Genomic DNA, 15,425 nt, shown 5'->3' on the forward strand with positions numbered 1-15,425 from the left:
GAGCGCACGGTCAATGGCGAGGACTTTCTGACGTTGCGGGCGCGGTCATCGTTGGGTGTCCTGCCAGAGTTGATTGAAAGCAAAGTCCCGCCGGATCAATTGGTGAAGGTGCGCGAGACACTGAGTAAGCTGGTAGAGGCCGCATATCGCGCAGGCCCTGAGTCGATTGTGGATCGGGCGAAAGATGTCGCACAGTGGGCAGTCGGCACTTGGCTTGCAAGCCAGCGCGACGAGCCAGACTTGCGCAAGAAGGATCTGGGCAAGCTCGCTGCTGCTTTGGACGGCGAGGCGACAGCGGTCTTGCAAGGTGTAAGCAAGGCGTTGGCGCGGCTGCATGCGCGCGGTAAGCCGAATGTTCAAGAAGAAAAGGGCAGCTGCGACGTGACCGAAGACGATGCGGAATTTGCGCTCGCGACGATTGGGTTGTTACTGCGAGAAATTGGATGGGCTCGGCGGTGAGTCGATGCAAAATGCGGGGAGTCTGTATGAACGATCAGTTGTTTGCCCTTAAATACCCTTTAGTAAGCAGGTTTTCTAGGTGCAATTCCCAATGCAATACTCTTTGCAAGTGTTAAGCTATAACTAAACAAATGTACGTATTAACCGAAATCAGGGTGAGTGACTTTGAGGCAGGGGTGGTGTCTGCACAAGGACGGTTCAAAGTGGTATCGCCGTGTACAGATCCTGAGCGAAGAGATTCGGCGAATGTGTTTGAGACGGTTAGTGGCATGGGTGGGAGTGACCGCAAGCAAGCTTTGGCGGGTTTGAAAATGCTGGTGAAGTTGGCACAGTTAGGCAAGCCGTTTAATCAGCTTGCCGATCCAAAGACGGTGCACGAGGCTTTTGCTCCTTTTTACTGTGCGCTGACCAAGAAGGAAGAAACGGTGTGGCGGTATCGGCATGGTGACATTCGGATTCTGTTTTATTACGCGGCCGACAAGGTGGTCTTGTTGACGCACACATTGCCCAAACGTACTGACAGGCTTTCAGCAAAAGACATCAACCAAGCCAAGCAGGCCGTGGTTGAATTTTTGACGGCATCCCGAACTGCAGCGGGTCTGCAGTGGATTGAATGAAGTGAGATGACTATGGAACACAAACCTCTTTTTGGCGATTTGATTGCTGCCCACGAAGGGCTGGCAGAAGAGCTCAAGGCCGTGGATGTGGCAGCTGATTTGACGCTGCTGCTGCACCACGCAGGCAAGTCGCGTGCTGATCTGGCACGTGCCTTGGGCTGGAGTCGTGCGCGCGTGACGCAAGTGCTTTCCGGCAACGAAAATCTTACAGTCCAGACCATTGCGGCAGTGACCAAGGCCTTGGGCTATACCTTTGATGCTGTGTTTCGCAAAGCAGGTGCCCCCGCAGCTGTCCAGCCTTGGGATTCACAAGCTACTTTGGCGCTGGATATGGTGGATGCGCCCGATCTGCAAAGCTGGATGAGTCGCAAAACTATGCAGCCGATGGCAGGTCGATTCGATGGTGCCGCGGAGTTCGTGCATTTTGATTGGCAGTTCGAAGCGTCCAATAACGACGCGATGTTCCAGGAGGTTGCCTGTGCAGCTTAGCCCTTTGCAGTTGCTGGAGTACACGTTTGATGGAGTGTCTGTGGTGCCCGTGGACGGGTACAAAGCCGACCCGGCATTTGCACCTGGCTTGGTGTTTTTCCCCGGAAAACTTGCAATGTCGGCAGATACTGGCTTGGCCTTATTGGACGAAAAGGAAAAATACTCCGACTTTGGCGTCAAGTTGACTTTGCGCGTTGGCCCTAAAGAGGATGCTCAAGCGCCCTACAACATTCAGGTTTCCGTCCGTGGCATTGTGCGTATGCACCTAACCCAAGTAGATGGGCAAGCCGAAGAGCGCCGAGTTCGTGCGTTGGTTAACGGTGCTTCGCTGTTGTACGGGGCTGTGCGCGAGATGGTGAGCACCATTACTAGCAGGTCAGCCCATGGGCCGTTGTTGTTGCCATCACTGAATTTCCAAGATTTAGCTAAGCACCAATCTGAGAGAGTTGAGCCTGCGGCCTTGCCGGCATCGTCTTCGCCAAAGCGTAGAGCTAAAGCGAAGCCAGAGTCAGAGGTGTAGGTCGGAATTGACCCCTTTCTCCCTCCGCATCTTCGTCGCCGACGGCGACCCCGACGGCCTGCGCATCGTCGACAAGTCCAACTGGATCGGCAAGGCGCTGGTGTTCCCGCGTGCGCTGCTGCCGCAGGTCAAGGTCCGGCCCGAGCTGGCGCAGACCGGGGTGTACCTGCTGCTGGGGCCGCGCCCGGACGGCGAGGGCGACATGCTCTACGTGGGCGAGGGCGACCCCATCCGCCCCCGGCTGGAGAGCCACTACGCGCAAAAGGACTTCTGGACCCGCGCCATCGGCTTCACCACCACCACGGCCGGGCAGCTCAACAAGGCGCATGTGCAGTTTCTGGAGTCGCGCCTCATCGCCCTGGCCCGCGCCGCCAAGCGCATGCCGCTGGACAACGCCAACCAGCCCGCCGAGCCATCCCTGAGCGAGGCCGGCCGGGCCGACATGGAAGTCTTCCTGGGCCACATGCTGGGCATGCTGCCGGTGCTGGGGGTGCATGCGTTTGAGCAGGTCAGGCTGTCGGCACCGATTGCACTGGCGGCAGGTGCGGCAGTTGCTGATGCCGTCGGAGTGGTGTTAACTTGCGGCGGTAGAGGTTTCGAGGCCAGGGGCATGGACACGGCACAGGGTTTCGTTGTGCTCGCGGGCTCCACTGCAACGCCCAAGGTCGGTACTTCCTTGGGGGGCAATCTGCAGGCGATGCGCCAGGTCTTGCTGACCAGTGGCGTGTTGGTGGAAGTGGAAAGCGTGTATCGATTCACGCAAGACTATGTATTTAGTTCTCCAAGCAATGCCGCCGCCACGGTTCTGGGCCGTGGCGCCAATGGCCGCGTGGAGTGGAAGAGCGCGGACGGGCGCACGCTGAAGGTGTTGCAAGAGGCGGAGGCAGGGCAGTAAACCCATTTGCATCTTTTTTGATAGCTGCTTGAGCAATAAATACGAGGGCTAGAGCCCGATTTCTTCTGGGGGAAGAGCATGAAAGAGCTGCACGTACTGCTGGACTATGAAAACGTCCAGCCGTCACTGGAGGCGCTGGCCAAGCTGGCACCGGGGTTTACCGACGTGTGGCTGTTCCATGGCCCGCACCAAGCCAAGCAGGCGCAGGCTTACGCTGCCGGCCACGAGCGGGTGACGCTGGTGCCGCGCTCGGGCCAGGGGCCCAATGCGCTGGACTTCCATGTGGCGTTCTACTTGGGCTATGTGGCGGCCAGACACCCGGACGCCGAGTTGGTGGTGGTAGCCAACGACCGTGGGTACGACCCCATGCTGGCCCATGCCCGCATGCTTGAGTTTCGTGCCCGGCGCGTTGGCTACAAGGTGCCTGCTGTCAAGAAGGTTGCTGTGGTGAAACCCGCTGTGCCAGCAGCCGTGCTTGTAGCGGCCAAGAAGGCAGTGGCCAAGAAAGCCCTAGCGAAAAAGGCAGTGGCAAAGAAGATTGCGCCCAAGCCGGCGGCGCCCGTCAAAGCTATTGCTGCCAAAAAGGCACCCGCAGCCAAGAAAGCGACTGCAGTCAAAAAAGCCGTGGCCAAGAAAGCTACGGCACCCAAGCCAGCCAAAGCAGCACAACCAGCCAAACCACCCAAGCCCGCACCTGTGCCCCAGGCCACCCCCGAGGCCAAGACCCTGGCCAGGATTCAGCAAGGCTTTGTCAAGATGGGTAGCAAAGCACCACAAAAGGTAAAGCCGTTTTTGCGGCATGTGGGCGCGCTGTTGGGCAAAGACAGCACCGCCGAACAGGTTGACGCCATGGTGGCCAAGCTGGAGGCTGCGGGCTCTGTGTGGTTTATCGGTGATGAGGTGGTTTACGGCCGCAAATAGCCGCTTGCACAGTATTCGCGAGGGCTAGAGCCCTATTTCAATCCCAAAGCACGCGCCGCGCCCATTCTGGCATGGGCTGCACCAGCTCTTGCGTCCAGTCGCCTTTGCAGGTGGCCACGGCAGTGTGGGTGCCGGGTGTCACTTCGGCAGAGTCGTAAAGAATGGCGGCGTCGGCCACGCGCACCGCGTGGGTCAGGTGGGCAAGCGTGCGCGGGTAGCGCGCCAGAATGCGCTCGGGCGGCACCGGGTGGCCGCCCTCGGTAACGCGCTGCGCGACGCGCGCCAGCAGGCGTTCTGGTTGATCCAGCGCCACCACCAGCAACATGACAAAGAAGCCCTTTGCCTGTGCTTCTTGAATGAGCGCCAGTTTGGATTCGTGTGAGAACACGGTTTCGCTCACAAACGATTGGCCTGCTCGCAACAGCGCGGCCCGGCGCGCATCGGCCCACTGGCGTGCATGTTCAGAGCGCTGCTCTGGGTCGGTGATGTGTTGCAGGTGGGCAGCCTCGTGCAGGTCGGCGTTCACAAATTCGGCGGTGGCCGGGATGGTGCCTGCCAACACCAGCGCGCGGTACAGGGTGGACTTGCCAGCGCCGTTGGGTCCGGCCAGCAGGTAGAAGACGGGTTCCCCCATGTCAGGCGGCTGTCGGGCCTGCTTTACTCCGGTTGCTGGCTACCACCTCGCGCACGCGCTGCGCCAGGCTGCCATCGTTTTCCACGGCCATAAATTGGGCAAGCAGGGCGTCTGCCTGGCTGGCCGGTTCGCTTGCGGCGGGGCGAGCGCGCCGGGCGGCGGCTTCGTAGGTGGCAATGGCGGTTTGTGCTTCTTGCGCAGTCAGGCCGCTGTGCTCCACGATGCGGCCCAGTGTGGCCCAGTATTCCACCTGGCCCGCCACCGAGCGGCGCATGGGCTGTGCAGCTTCACGTGCTTGGTTCACCAAAGCGGTGGGTAGTTTGACGGATGCAAAACCGCTGTGAGCTTGGGTCATAGAATTTCTCCTGATTGGCGCATTTTGCGCCATTACGGTAATTCCTTGCAATAGACGTGGCTAGACAAATGAGTTATCCATCGTTAAAGTAATGAATCCTTACTTTCCGCAAAATGCCATGCTTGCCAAACTCACTTCCAAAAACCAGCTTACGCTGCCCAAGAGCGTGACGCAGGCCGTGGGTGCCACGGAATACTTCGATGTGGAGGCCCGTGCCGGGCAGATCATCCTCACGCCCGTGCGCATTCAGCGCGGTGACGCGGTGCGGGCCAAGCTGGCGGAACTCAACCTCACCAATGACGATATGACCGCCGCCGTGGCCTGGGCCAGAGCGCCGCAAGCCGCGCCAGCTATGGCTGCCGAGCCAGTGGCTGCGTATGCGTCAAAGCCTGCCAAGCCCAAGAAGTCGGTTGCCAAAAAGCCTCTGCCCAAAGCATGAGCGCCCCTGTGCGCGTGGTGTTGGACACCAACGTGGTCTTGTCCGCGTTGGTGTTTGGCGGTGGCGCTGCAGGGCAGGTGCGCCGGGCCTGGCAGCGGGGCGCACTACTGCCATTGGCCAGCACGGTCACGGTGCAAGAGCTGGTGCGGGTGCTGGCCTACCCCAAGTTCCGCCTCTCCCAAGCTGACCAGGACGAATTGTTGGCCGACTACCTGCCTTACACCCAGACGGTCCGCATCCCCAAGCCGCCGCCCCAGGTACTCCCGTGCCGCGATGTGCTGGACGAACCGTTTATGCATTTGGCGGTGGTGGGCAAAGCGCAAGTGCTGGTGTCCGGTGACCGGGATCTGCTGGCCATTGCTGCAGAGTTTGAGCAGGCCAGCGGTTGCCCGATTTTGACTTTGGATGCGTTTTGCAAGGGCTACCTTGATGTGTAATGCTCGCTACTGATTGAAGCCAATGAACACCACCACCAACTCCCTCGTCCAGAAGCTCTGGAACTACTGCAACGTGCTGCGCGACGACGGTATGAGCTATGGCGACTATGTGGAGCAGCTCACTTATCTGCTGTTCCTCAAGATGGCCGACGAGCGTAGCGCGCCGCCCTACAACCAGTCCAGCATCGTGCCCACCGTCTACGCCTGGCCCACGCTGCTGGCAAAGGATGGTGACGAGTTGTTTGACCACTACCGCCACCTGTTGGAGAAGCTGGGGCAAGAGAAAGGCACGCTGGGGCTGATCTTCGGCAAGGCACAAAACAAGTTTCAAGACCCGGCCAAGCTGCGCCGCGTGATCGTGGATTTGATTGGCGCCGAGACCTGGACCATTCTGGGTGCCGACGTAAAAGGCGATGCGTATGAGGGCTTGCTGGAGAAAAACGCCCAAGACACCAAGAGTGGCGCGGGCCAATACTTCACGCCGCGTGCACTCATCCAGGCGATGGTGGACTGCATTGCCCCGCAGCCCGGTGAGCGCATCACCGACCCGGCCTGCGGCACGGGTGGCTTCTTGTTCACAGCACACAACTACATCACGGCGCACAACAAAAGCCTGACGCGCGAGCAGCTTAAGCACCTGAAAGAAAAAGCTTTCACGGGGTATGAGCTGGTGCAGGGCACGGCGCGCGTGTGCGCCATGAACATGATGCTGCACGGCATTGGCTCTGAAAAATCCGTGCCCGTGGTGGTGGGCGATGCACTGGCCGCCGACCCCGGCGAGCGCTTTGAGGTGGTGTTGGCCAATCCGCCGTTTGGCAAAAAGAGCAGCACCGTCATCGTGGGCGAAGACGGCCGCACCAGCACCGAGAAAGACACCATTGAGCGCGACGACTTCTGGGCCACCACCAGCAACAAGCAGCTCAACTTTGTGCAGCACATCAAGACCCTGCTGGCCACCCACGGCCGCGCGGCCGTGGTGCTGCCGGACAACGTGCTGTTTGAAGGCGGGGCGGGCGAGACCATCCGCAAAAAGCTGCTGCACGAGTGCGATGTGCACACGCTCCTTCGTCTGCCCACCGGCCTGTTCTACGCCCAGGGTGTGAAGGCCAACGTGCTGTTCTTTGAGAAAAAGGGTGCCAGTGAAACACCGTGGACCCGGCAGTTGTGGATTTACGACCTGCGTACCAACAAACACTTCACCCTCAAGACCAACCCGCTCACGCGGGCGGACCTGAATGAGTTTGTGGCGCTGTACCAGGCCGGCAATCGCCACCGGCGCCAAGCCACGTGGTCACCCGAGAAGCCGGATGGCCGCTGGCGCGCCTACAGCTATGACGAACTGGTGGCGCGCGACAAGACCAGCCTGGACATTTTCTGGCTCAAGGACGAGAGCCTGGCCGACAGCGACAACCTGCCTGCACCAAGTGTGATCGCTCAGGAGATTGTGGAAGACCTGCAGGCGGCGCTGGAGCAGTTCAAGCTGATCGCCGCCGATCTGACTGAAAATGCTATTGATTAGATAGCTTCTTGCGCAAATTTCACGCGGGTTACATGCCGATTTGATTCATAGTGCAGACATGAAAACCTTCTACAACCACCTGCACGCCCGGCACCAGGGCAAAGTCGAAATGTTCCGTGGCGCCCTGGTGCCGTGTTTTGAAGTACCGGCGCGGGTTGACCATGTGCTGGCAGAGTTGACACATCGCCAGCTCGGCAGTGTACGCCCGCCGCAGGTGTTTGATGACCAGGCCTTGCTGGCCGTGCACAGCCAGCGTTATCTGGCCTTTCTGCGCACGGCCTGGGCGCAGTGGCTGGCGCTGGACCCAGCCAATGCGGACAGGGACATCCTCCCTTCCGTGTGGCCCACGCGCACCTTTCGCACCGACATCGAGCCCGACAACTTCGCCGCCAAGGTCGGTCTGTATTCCTACGATGCCGGCACACCCTTCACCGCCGGCACCTGGGTAGCGGCGCGTGCTGGCGCCGACTGTGCGCTGAGCGCGGCGCAGCAGGTGTTGGCGGGCGACCGCGCGACCTTTGCGCTGAGCCGCCCGCCCGGCCACCATGCGGGCGCCGATTTTTTTGGCGGCTACTGCTTCCTCAACAACGCCGCGTTGGCCGCGCAGTACCTGTGCGATGGCGGCTTGGCCAAGGTGGCGGTGCTCGATATCGACTACCACCATGGCAACGGCACGCAGGCCATCTTCTACGACCGGCCCGACGTGTTCTTTGCCAGCATCCACGGCGACCCGCGCACCGAATACCCGTTCTATCTGGGGCATGCCGACGAGACCGGTGCGGGTGCGGGTGAAGGTGCCAACCTCAACCTGCCGTTGCCGCGCGGTACGGACTACCGCCACTGGGCCGCCGCGCTGGACACCGCACTGGCACGCATCCAGCAGTTTGGCGCCCAGGCCCTGGTGGTGTCGCTGGGCATGGACACCTTTGCCGGCGACCCAATCTCGGGCTTCAAGCTTCAGACAGGCGACTACCTGCGTGTGGGCGAAGACTTGGCCCGCGCGCAGCTGCCCACGGTGTTTGTGTTTGAAGGGGGTTATGCCGTGGCTGAAGTGGGTGTGAATGCCGTGAATGTGTTGCAGGGTTTCTGGCAGACCACGGCTTGACGCAGGTCGCAGCGGCAGGAAGGGTGGGTCATGCTGGCAAGCGAGCCTTGGAAGGCAGTCATTGGCGGAAAAGCGGGAAAGTATTTTTACTAGAGGAAACCCTGAGGGGAAGACCGCTAAAGTCCCGCAAATTTTGCATCGTAATAAATGGCGTCAGGGTTACTACCCGGTTTTTGAAAAAACCAAGGGATAACCCTTGCTTGACAGGAAAGTTACGTCAGTTTTCTGTCAGTGGCTTCCATAACATTCGACCCCAGCGCCCGTCGAGGTGCTTTCTTTCAAACTAGACTGGAGATATCAATATGGCAACTGCAGTGGCCGCACGGCCCATGACGCCTGAAGAGAGGAAAGTGATCTTCGCTTCATCCTTGGGTACGGTTTTTGAGTGGTATGACTTTTACCTTTACGGCTCACTCGCAGCCATTATTGCCAAGCAGTTCTTCAGTGGTCTGGATGCGGGCTCGGCCTTCATTTTTGCGCTGTTGGCGTTTGCTGCCGGCTTCATCGTGCGTCCTTTTGGCGCGTTGGTGTTTGGCCGTCTGGGGGACATGATTGGTCGTAAATACACCTTCCTGGTGACCATTTTGATCATGGGTTTGTCCACCTTCATCGTGGGCATCTTGCCGAACTACGCCAGCATTGGTGTGGCTGCGCCGGTGATCCTGATCGCCCTGCGCATGTTGCAAGGCCTGGCACTGGGTGGTGAGTATGGTGGTGCGGCAACCTATGTGGCCGAGCACGCTCCTCAGGGCAAGCGTGGCGCTTACACCTCCTGGATTCAGACCACGGCCACTTTGGGCCTGATGCTGAGCCTGATGGTGATTCTGGGTACACAAACAGTCCTGGGCCCGGTTGTGTTTGCCGACTGGGGCTGGCGTGTTCCGTTCATCGTGTCCATTCTGCTGTTGGCTGTGTCCGTGTGGATCCGCTTGAGCATGAACGAGTCTCCGGCTTTTGCCAAGATGAAGGCTGAAGGCAAGACCTCCAAGGCGCCCTTGTCCGAGTCTTTTGGTCAGTGGAAAAACCTGAAGATCGTGATTTTGGCCTTGATCGGTTTGACCGCTGGTCAGGCTGTGGTGTGGTATTCGGGCCAGTTCTACGCGTTGTTCTTCCTGACCCAGGCACTGAAGGTGGATGGCCCCACAGCCAACATTTTTGTGGCAGTTTCCCTGATCATCGGCACACCTTTCTTCATCTTGTTTGGCGCCTGGTCTGACAAGATTGGCCGCAAGCCCATCATCATGGCGGGGTGTCTGCTGGCTGTTGTGACTTATTTCCCGGTGTTCACCGCCCTGACCAAGGCCGCTAACCCGGCACTGGCCGAAGCGCAAGCCAAGAACAAGGTGACCGTCACCGCTGATCCGGCCGAATGCTCCTTCCAGTTCAACCCCACTGGCACGGTCAAGTTCACCAGCTCCTGCGACATCGCCAAGCAAGTGCTGGCTGGCTCGTCTGTGAGTTATGACAACCTGCAGGGCACTGCCGGCACACCAGCCAAGATCAAGATTGGTGAAGTCGAGATCCAGAGTTATGCCTCCAAGGGTCTGCCTGCTGACGAAGCCAAGAAGAAAGATGGCGAATTCAAGAAGGCTGTGGCTGAGGCCTTGAAGGCGGCTGGTTACCCGAGCAAAGCCGATCCGGCACGTATCGACAAAGTCATGGTGATTGCGATCCTGACTTACCTCGTGATCCTGGTGACCATGGTGTATGGCCCGATTGCTGCCATGCTGGTGGAACTGTTCCCGACCCGCATTCGTTACACATCCATGTCGCTGCCGTATCACATTGGTAACGGCTGGTTCGGCGGCTTGCTGCCCACTACCGCATTCGCTATCGTGGCGCAGACCGGCAATATGTACAACGGCTTGTGGTATCCGATCATCGTGGCGGGTATGACGTTTGTGGTTGGCATGTTGTTTGTCAAGGAAACCAAGGACGTGGATATCTACGCCAACGACTGAGTGTTTTAGATTCGACACACCGGGCCACGTGGCCTGGTGCGTGGTGACCGGGGCCCTCCACGCGAGGGCCTTTTTTTGCCCCCTTCATGCGGGGCTATTTCTCAAGGTATTTGATATGTGGAAAATTGTTGTGGCTTTTGTGGTGTTTGCCGGCTTGGCGATCCTGATGTTGAGCAAGGGGGGCAATATTGATATGGGGGGTGAGAAGCACGGTGCCGAAGCCACTCATGCACCCGAAGCGGCCGCATCTGCATCAGCGCCAGTCAGCGCCGCAAAATAGCGCTTGCATGGGGCTGCTGGCTGGCGTGAGGAAGGGTATTTCCGTAGTGGTTTGAGAGATTCAAATACTAGAATTTGCGCATGAAATACGTCAAGACAGAGCTCGGCCAACAGGCTTTCAAGGCCCGTTCTGCGCTGTTGTCGTCGCGCCAGCGCGCGGCGTTTATTCTGTTTGATGGGATCAAGTCGCACGAACAGGTGCTTGCCGCGACGGCGGGCATGGGTATCACGGCAGAAGATATCGCCTACTTGCTGCGCGAGGGCTTGATCGCCGAGGTACCGGGAGCCCGTGCGTCAAGCGCATCCAGTGACCCTGTGGTGAATGAGGCGCAGCCCACCACACCCCCTGCCCCGGAGCCGGACAAGACACCTCAGCAGCGTTACGCTGCCGCCATGCCTTTGGCGACCAAGGTCACTGCCAGCCTGGGCCTGCGCGGGTTCAGGCTGAATCTCGCGGTAGAGGCGGCGAGTGGTTACGACGACCTGCTCGCGCTACTTCCAAGAATACAGGAAGCAGCAGGCGAGAAGACCTGCGTGGATCTTGAGCGCGCCCTCAAGTATTGATTTCAGACACCCGACCCGGATGGACTCGGCCCTGCAAAACGAGGGCGTCGTCTGTTTGCGTCCGATGATGGGTGCTTACTTACACAAGGAGGCTGCATGAAATTGGCTTTGTTGTCCGATATTCACGCCAACTTTCAAGCTCTGGAGGCCTGCCTTGAGCACGCCGAATCTGCTGGTGCACGGCAATTTGCTTTCCTGGGAGATCTGGTGGGTTATGGTGCTGACCCGGTGGCCGTGATCGACAAGGTGCGTGACCTGGTGGCACAAGGTGCCCTGGTGGTCAAGGGCAACCACGACGCCATGGCGGTGACACCTCCGGTTGACGCCAAACATCTCGGCAACAGCACGGCGCAGTGGACTTGCGCGCAACTGGATGCGCAGCAAAAAGATTTTCTGGACAAACTGCCGCTGACTCTCCAGTACCAAGCCGTTTTACTGGTACATGCCAGCCTGGATGGTCCGGCGTTGTGGCGCTACGTTTCTGACCAGCGTGCGGCGACCGCCAGTATGGATGCCGGTGCCGCCTGGCCGGATGTTCGTTACATTTTTGGCGGACATGTCCATCTGCAGACTCTGTATTACGGTGGTATGGGGGCAAGTCTGATGAAATTTGAACCCACACCTGGCATCGCGGTACCTGTTCCAAGACACCGGCGCTGGTTGGCCACCATTGGCTCGGTTGGGCAGCCGCGAGATGGTAACCCGCAGGCCATGTACGCCATGTTTGACACCGACAAGCTGCAGTTGACCTTTCATCGGGTGGACTACGATTACCAGGCGGCGGCCACCGCGATTCGTCGCGCGGGCTTGCCGGTCTTTTTTGCCGATCGACTGGAGAGGGGACAATGAAGTTGCTGGAGCCAGGGGAAGAGCTCGACGGTTTCACCATCGACGAGTGCATCCATTCCGGAGGGATGGCGCATATCTACCGTGTTCATTACACTGCCGGCGCGCAAGACCCGGGTTTTCCGCTGGCCATGAAAATCCCGCGTATGACGGCGGGTGATGGTGCGGAAAACATCGTCAGTTACGAGGTGGAATACCAGATCATGCAGACGGTGGCAGGGTCGCATGTGCCACGTTTTGTCGCGGCCGGTGATCTGGAAAACGTGCCTTATCTGGTCATGGAATATGTGCAGGGGAAAACGCTCGAACACTGGCTCGACCCTGAACGTTTACCTTCCCCGCAAGAGGTGGCTCGGCTGGGAGCCGCCGTGGCCACGGGCGTCCATAGTTTGCACCAGCAAAACACGGTCCACCTGGACCTGAAGCCGGCCAATGTCATCATCCGGGATGACGGCAGCGCCGTGTTGCTGGACTTCGGCTTGTCATGCAACACCTCTTATCCTGATCTGCTGGCCGAACAGTTGCGCAAGGCGGTGGGTTCGCCGATCTGGATTTCCCCGGAACAGGTGGTGGGTGTGCGAGGTGACCCACGCAGCGACATTTTTGCCATTGGTGTGATGTTGTACCAGTTGGTGACAGGAGAGGCGCCATTTGGCGAGCCGCAGACGCAGGCTGGACTGCGTCAGCGTCTTTGGATGGACCCGGTTCCTCCGCGCAAGCTCAAGCCTGAATTGCCGGAGTGGTTGCAGGAAATCATCCTGCGCTGCCTGGAGGCCGAGGCGGCCAAACGTTACCCGTCAGCCGCGCATCTGGCGTTTGACTTGCGCAACCCTGATCAGGTGACGATCACCGAACGTGGCCGCAATGTCAAGGGCACGGGTTTTGGCACCCACTTCAAGCGCTGGATCAAGGCGGCCGGCATGCACTACCAACCCAGCCCACCGCCGTCGCAGCAGATCGAAGAGGTACCGATTGTCATGGTGGCGGTACCAAACCGGGACGTGACGGATGCGACGTTGTATTCGTTGCGGCAGGCCGTGGCGCGCTCCATGGGCACCCGGCCCGGTGCACAGCTGGCCTGTGTCACCGTCATTTCGCCAGGGCTCACCAGTTCATCCAGCGACGAACACAGTGAGACCAGTGTCCATCGCAAACAACTGGCCGCCTTGCGGCAGTGGGCACAGCCCCTGAACCTCCCTGGCAACCAGATTTCCTTTCAGGTGCTGGAATCGGGAGATGTGGCCCAGGCCCTAGTCAACTATGCCAAAGGCAATCATGTCAGTGTGATCGTGATGGGAGCAGCGACCCATGGCCTGTTGACACAACGGTTTGTGGCCACGGTTCCGATCAAGGTGGCCATGGATGCCCCGTGCACGGTGATTCTGGTCAAACAGTCCTTGCCCTTTGAACTTCTGGTGGAACAAGCCCAGAAATTGAAGCCGATGTGGAACAAGGACCTGGACGCGCCGTTCTAGTCCGCACAGTTTGCGCCGGATATACGCGGGTGAAATCTTGAGACAATGAGATTGAATTCATAAAAGGAGACGGATTTCATGGTGACCCTGCTGGTGGTGATTTTTGTGTTGGCCTACGCCGCAATTGCGCTTGAACACCCGATCAAGGTGAACAAGTCGGCCTCGGCGCTGATCGGAGCTGGTTTGCTTTGGACGGTTTATGCCGTGGCCATGGGGGATGCGCGTCTGGTGGGGGATCAGTTGGGTGAATCCCTGATGGGCACGGCCCAGATTGTGTTCTTTCTGATGGGGGCCATGACGATTGTGGAGGTGGTTGACGCCCACAACGGTTTTGACGTGATCACCAAACGCATCAAAACCACCCAGCTGTCTTCGCTGATGTGGATGGTCGGATTTGTCACGTTCTTCCTGAGCTCGATCCTCGATAACTTGACCACCGCCATCGTGATGGTGTCGCTGATGAAAAAGCTGCTGGACCAGCGTGAGGATCGCCTGTTTTTTGCCGGCATCATCATCATTGCCGCCAATGCCGGTGGGGCCTGGACGCCGATTGGCGACGTGACCACCACCATGCTGTGGATTGGTGGCCAGGTCACCACCCTGGCCATCATGAAAAATGTTTTTCTGGCTTCCATGGTGAATTTGCTGGTGCCATTGGGCGTCACCAGTTTCATCTTGCGGGGGCGCAAGGTGATGGCGGTCAGGAGTGTGGACGATGATCAATTACAAGCCACCGATTTTGAAAAAAACCTGATGTTCTTCCTGGGTTTGGGCATCCTGGTGGCGGTGCCGGCCTTCAAAACCCTGACCCATTTGCCGCCGTTCATGGGCATTTTGTTTGGTTTGGGGATTTTGTGGCTGGTGGGGGACCTGGTGCACAAGCACAAGGAAGAAGACCAAAAGGCCCATTTCACGTTGGCGCATGCCTTGACCCAGATCGACATGGGGTCGATCGTGTTCTTCATTGGCATCCTGCTGGCGGTGGCTTCGCTGGAGCACAGCCATATCCTGACTTCGGTGGCCACGTGGCTGGATGCCACCGTGGGCCGTCAGGACATCATCGTGACCTTGATTGGCCTGGTCAGCGCGGTGGTGGACAACGTGCCGTTGGTGGCAGCGTCCATGGGCATGTACAGTTTGACCCAGTACCCGGCCGACAGCTTCTTGTGGGAATACATGGCCTACTGTGCTGGTACCGGGGGCTCGATCCTGATCATCGGTTCGGCTGCCGGGGTGGCGGCCATGGGCCTGGAAAAAATTGACTTTATCTGGTACTTCAAAAAAATCAGCTGGCTGGCCCTGATGGGGTATTTGGCGGGTGCACTGGTGTATGTGGCCCAGTTCCAGCTGTCGCGCTGACGTTGCCGGGGGCTTCGCTCACCTGTGAACGTGTTGGGGTCAGGACGGTTCAGGGTGTGTCGCGCGGGCAAATTTGAGCACCCGCGTGGCCAGCAGGGTCTCCACCAAAAAACACAGCAGAGCCAATAAAAAGCAGACCACCCCCGAGAGAAACAGGATGGTGGCGATGCGGAAAATCTGCATTTCGGTGGTTTCGCCCAGAAACAGGGCCATGATCGTCAGGCCAATCAGCAGCGCGCAGAGTGTCAGCAGGGCCATGCAGGTGTTCACCAACATGCCGCGCTGGCGCAGCCGCCGGAGTTCTGTAAAGGCATGCTCCATGGGTTTTGATGCAGGGGCTGCGTCAATGCGGTCCTCCAGGATGCGTGCCCGGTCAATGATGCGGGCCAGCCGCCCGGCCACGCTGCCGATCATGCCGGCCACGGCGGTCAACAAAAACACCGGGGCGACGGCCAGTTGAATGCCGTGGGTGACGGTGCTGAGATCGGTGGCAAAAAACATGGGTATCTCCAGTGAAAGGGTTGCTGACTTTAGCAAGCCCGACGTTGGGA

At 59.0% G+C, this 15,425-nt stretch carries 18 protein-coding genes and 1 pseudogene; 16 read left to right on the forward strand and 3 right to left on the reverse strand.

Annotated features, from left to right (window positions below):
* The 6 genes and pseudogenes from PHW99_RS05770 to PHW99_RS05795 all read left to right on the forward strand — a co-directional run.
* Nucleotides 1-459: pseudogene (locus PHW99_RS05770) on the forward strand (hypothetical protein); the annotation flags it as partial.
* 131 nt (nt 460-590) lie between these two features.
* Nucleotides 591-1,076, forward strand: a complete 486-nt coding sequence (locus PHW99_RS05775) for a type II toxin-antitoxin system RelE/ParE family toxin (RefSeq protein WP_300174667.1) — start codon at nt 591-593, stop codon at nt 1,074-1,076.
* A gap of 12 nt (nt 1,077-1,088) precedes the next feature.
* Nucleotides 1,089-1,565, forward strand: a complete 477-nt coding sequence (locus PHW99_RS05780; RefSeq protein ID WP_300174668.1) for a helix-turn-helix transcriptional regulator — start codon at nt 1,089-1,091, stop codon at nt 1,563-1,565.
* Nucleotides 1,555-2,085: a protein-export chaperone SecB gene (locus PHW99_RS05785; RefSeq protein ID WP_300174669.1), complete on the forward strand. Its 531-nt coding sequence runs from the start codon at nt 1,555-1,557 to the stop codon at nt 2,083-2,085. Before PHW99_RS05780 ends, PHW99_RS05785 begins: the two co-directional genes overlap by 11 nt.
* Before the next feature lie 7 nt (nt 2,086-2,092).
* The gene (locus tag PHW99_RS05790) at nt 2,093-2,980 is read left to right on the forward strand and encodes a GIY-YIG nuclease family protein (RefSeq protein ID WP_300174670.1); all 888 of its coding nucleotides are present in this window, start codon (nt 2,093-2,095) and stop codon (nt 2,978-2,980) included.
* A 78-nt stretch (nt 2,981-3,058) separates the two neighbouring features.
* Nucleotides 3,059-3,901 (forward strand): PIN domain-containing protein, encoded by an 843-nt coding sequence (locus PHW99_RS05795; RefSeq protein WP_300174671.1) that lies wholly within the window; start codon nt 3,059-3,061, stop codon nt 3,899-3,901.
* Between the two features lie 37 nt (nt 3,902-3,938).
* Here PHW99_RS05795 and PHW99_RS05800 read toward each other — a convergent pair whose 3' ends face one another.
* Nucleotides 3,939-4,535, reverse strand: coding sequence for a zeta toxin family protein (locus PHW99_RS05800; RefSeq protein ID WP_300174673.1), 597 nt, complete (start codon nt 4,533-4,535; stop codon nt 3,939-3,941).
* Nucleotide 4,536: 1 nt separating this feature from the next.
* Nucleotides 4,537-4,890 carry a hypothetical protein gene (locus PHW99_RS05805; RefSeq protein WP_300174675.1) on the reverse strand — a complete coding sequence of 118 codons (354 nt, stop codon included), beginning with the start codon at nt 4,888-4,890 and terminating at the stop codon, nt 4,537-4,539.
* 118 nt (nt 4,891-5,008) lie between these two features.
* On the opposite strand from PHW99_RS05805, the gene PHW99_RS05810 reads away from it, so the two are divergent.
* The 10 genes from PHW99_RS05810 to nhaD all read left to right on the forward strand — a co-directional run bounded on the left by PHW99_RS05810 (nt 5,009) and on the right by nhaD (nt 14,874).
* Entirely contained in the window at nt 5,009-5,329 is a 321-nt protein-coding gene (locus PHW99_RS05810; protein ID WP_300174677.1) for an AbrB/MazE/SpoVT family DNA-binding domain-containing protein, read from the forward strand.
* Nucleotides 5,326-5,766: a putative toxin-antitoxin system toxin component, PIN family gene (locus PHW99_RS05815; protein ID WP_300174679.1), complete on the forward strand. Its 441-nt coding sequence runs from the start codon at nt 5,326-5,328 to the stop codon at nt 5,764-5,766. Before PHW99_RS05810 ends, PHW99_RS05815 begins: the two co-directional genes overlap by 4 nt.
* Nucleotides 5,767-5,788: 22 nt before the next feature.
* The gene (locus PHW99_RS05820; RefSeq protein WP_300174681.1) at nt 5,789-7,285 is read left to right on the forward strand and encodes a class I SAM-dependent DNA methyltransferase; all 1,497 of its coding nucleotides are present in this window, start codon (nt 5,789-5,791) and stop codon (nt 7,283-7,285) included.
* 58 nt (nt 7,286-7,343) lie between these two features.
* Nucleotides 7,344-8,390: a histone deacetylase family protein gene (locus PHW99_RS05825; RefSeq protein ID WP_300174683.1), complete on the forward strand. Its 1,047-nt coding sequence runs from the start codon at nt 7,344-7,346 to the stop codon at nt 8,388-8,390.
* A 302-nt stretch (nt 8,391-8,692) separates the two neighbouring features.
* On the forward strand, nt 8,693-10,351 hold the full coding sequence (locus PHW99_RS05830) for an MFS transporter (protein WP_300174685.1): 1,659 nt from the start codon (nt 8,693-8,695) through the stop codon (nt 10,349-10,351).
* Nucleotides 10,352-10,466: 115 nt separating this feature from the next.
* Nucleotides 10,467-10,631 carry a hypothetical protein gene (locus PHW99_RS05835; protein ID WP_300174687.1) on the forward strand — a complete coding sequence of 55 codons (165 nt, stop codon included), beginning with the start codon at nt 10,467-10,469 and terminating at the stop codon, nt 10,629-10,631.
* Nucleotides 10,632-10,711: 80 nt separating this feature from the next.
* On the forward strand, nt 10,712-11,194 hold the full coding sequence (locus tag PHW99_RS05840) for a hypothetical protein (protein ID WP_300174689.1): 483 nt from the start codon (nt 10,712-10,714) through the stop codon (nt 11,192-11,194).
* 96 nt (nt 11,195-11,290) lie between these two features.
* On the forward strand, nt 11,291-12,043 hold the full coding sequence (locus tag PHW99_RS05845; protein WP_300174691.1) for a metallophosphoesterase family protein: 753 nt from the start codon (nt 11,291-11,293) through the stop codon (nt 12,041-12,043).
* The gene (locus tag PHW99_RS05850; RefSeq protein ID WP_300174693.1) at nt 12,040-13,515 is read left to right on the forward strand and encodes a bifunctional serine/threonine-protein kinase/universal stress protein; all 1,476 of its coding nucleotides are present in this window, start codon (nt 12,040-12,042) and stop codon (nt 13,513-13,515) included. Before PHW99_RS05845 ends, PHW99_RS05850 begins: the two co-directional genes overlap by 4 nt.
* Before the next feature lie 78 nt (nt 13,516-13,593).
* Complete coding sequence (gene nhaD, locus PHW99_RS05855) at nt 13,594-14,874, forward strand: sodium:proton antiporter NhaD (protein ID WP_300174695.1); 1,281 nt, start codon at nt 13,594-13,596, stop codon at nt 14,872-14,874.
* A gap of 39 nt (nt 14,875-14,913) precedes the next feature.
* On the opposite strand, the gene PHW99_RS05860 is transcribed toward nhaD, so the two are convergent.
* Nucleotides 14,914-15,375: a DUF2721 domain-containing protein gene (locus PHW99_RS05860; RefSeq protein WP_300174697.1), complete on the reverse strand. Its 462-nt coding sequence runs from the start codon at nt 15,373-15,375 to the stop codon at nt 14,914-14,916.
* Between the last annotated feature and the right edge of the window lie 50 nt (nt 15,376-15,425).

Origin of the sequence: Rhodoferax sp., from assembly GCF_028689305.1 — a bacterium.
Lineage (GTDB): Bacteria > Pseudomonadota > Gammaproteobacteria > Burkholderiales > Burkholderiaceae_C > Rhodoferax.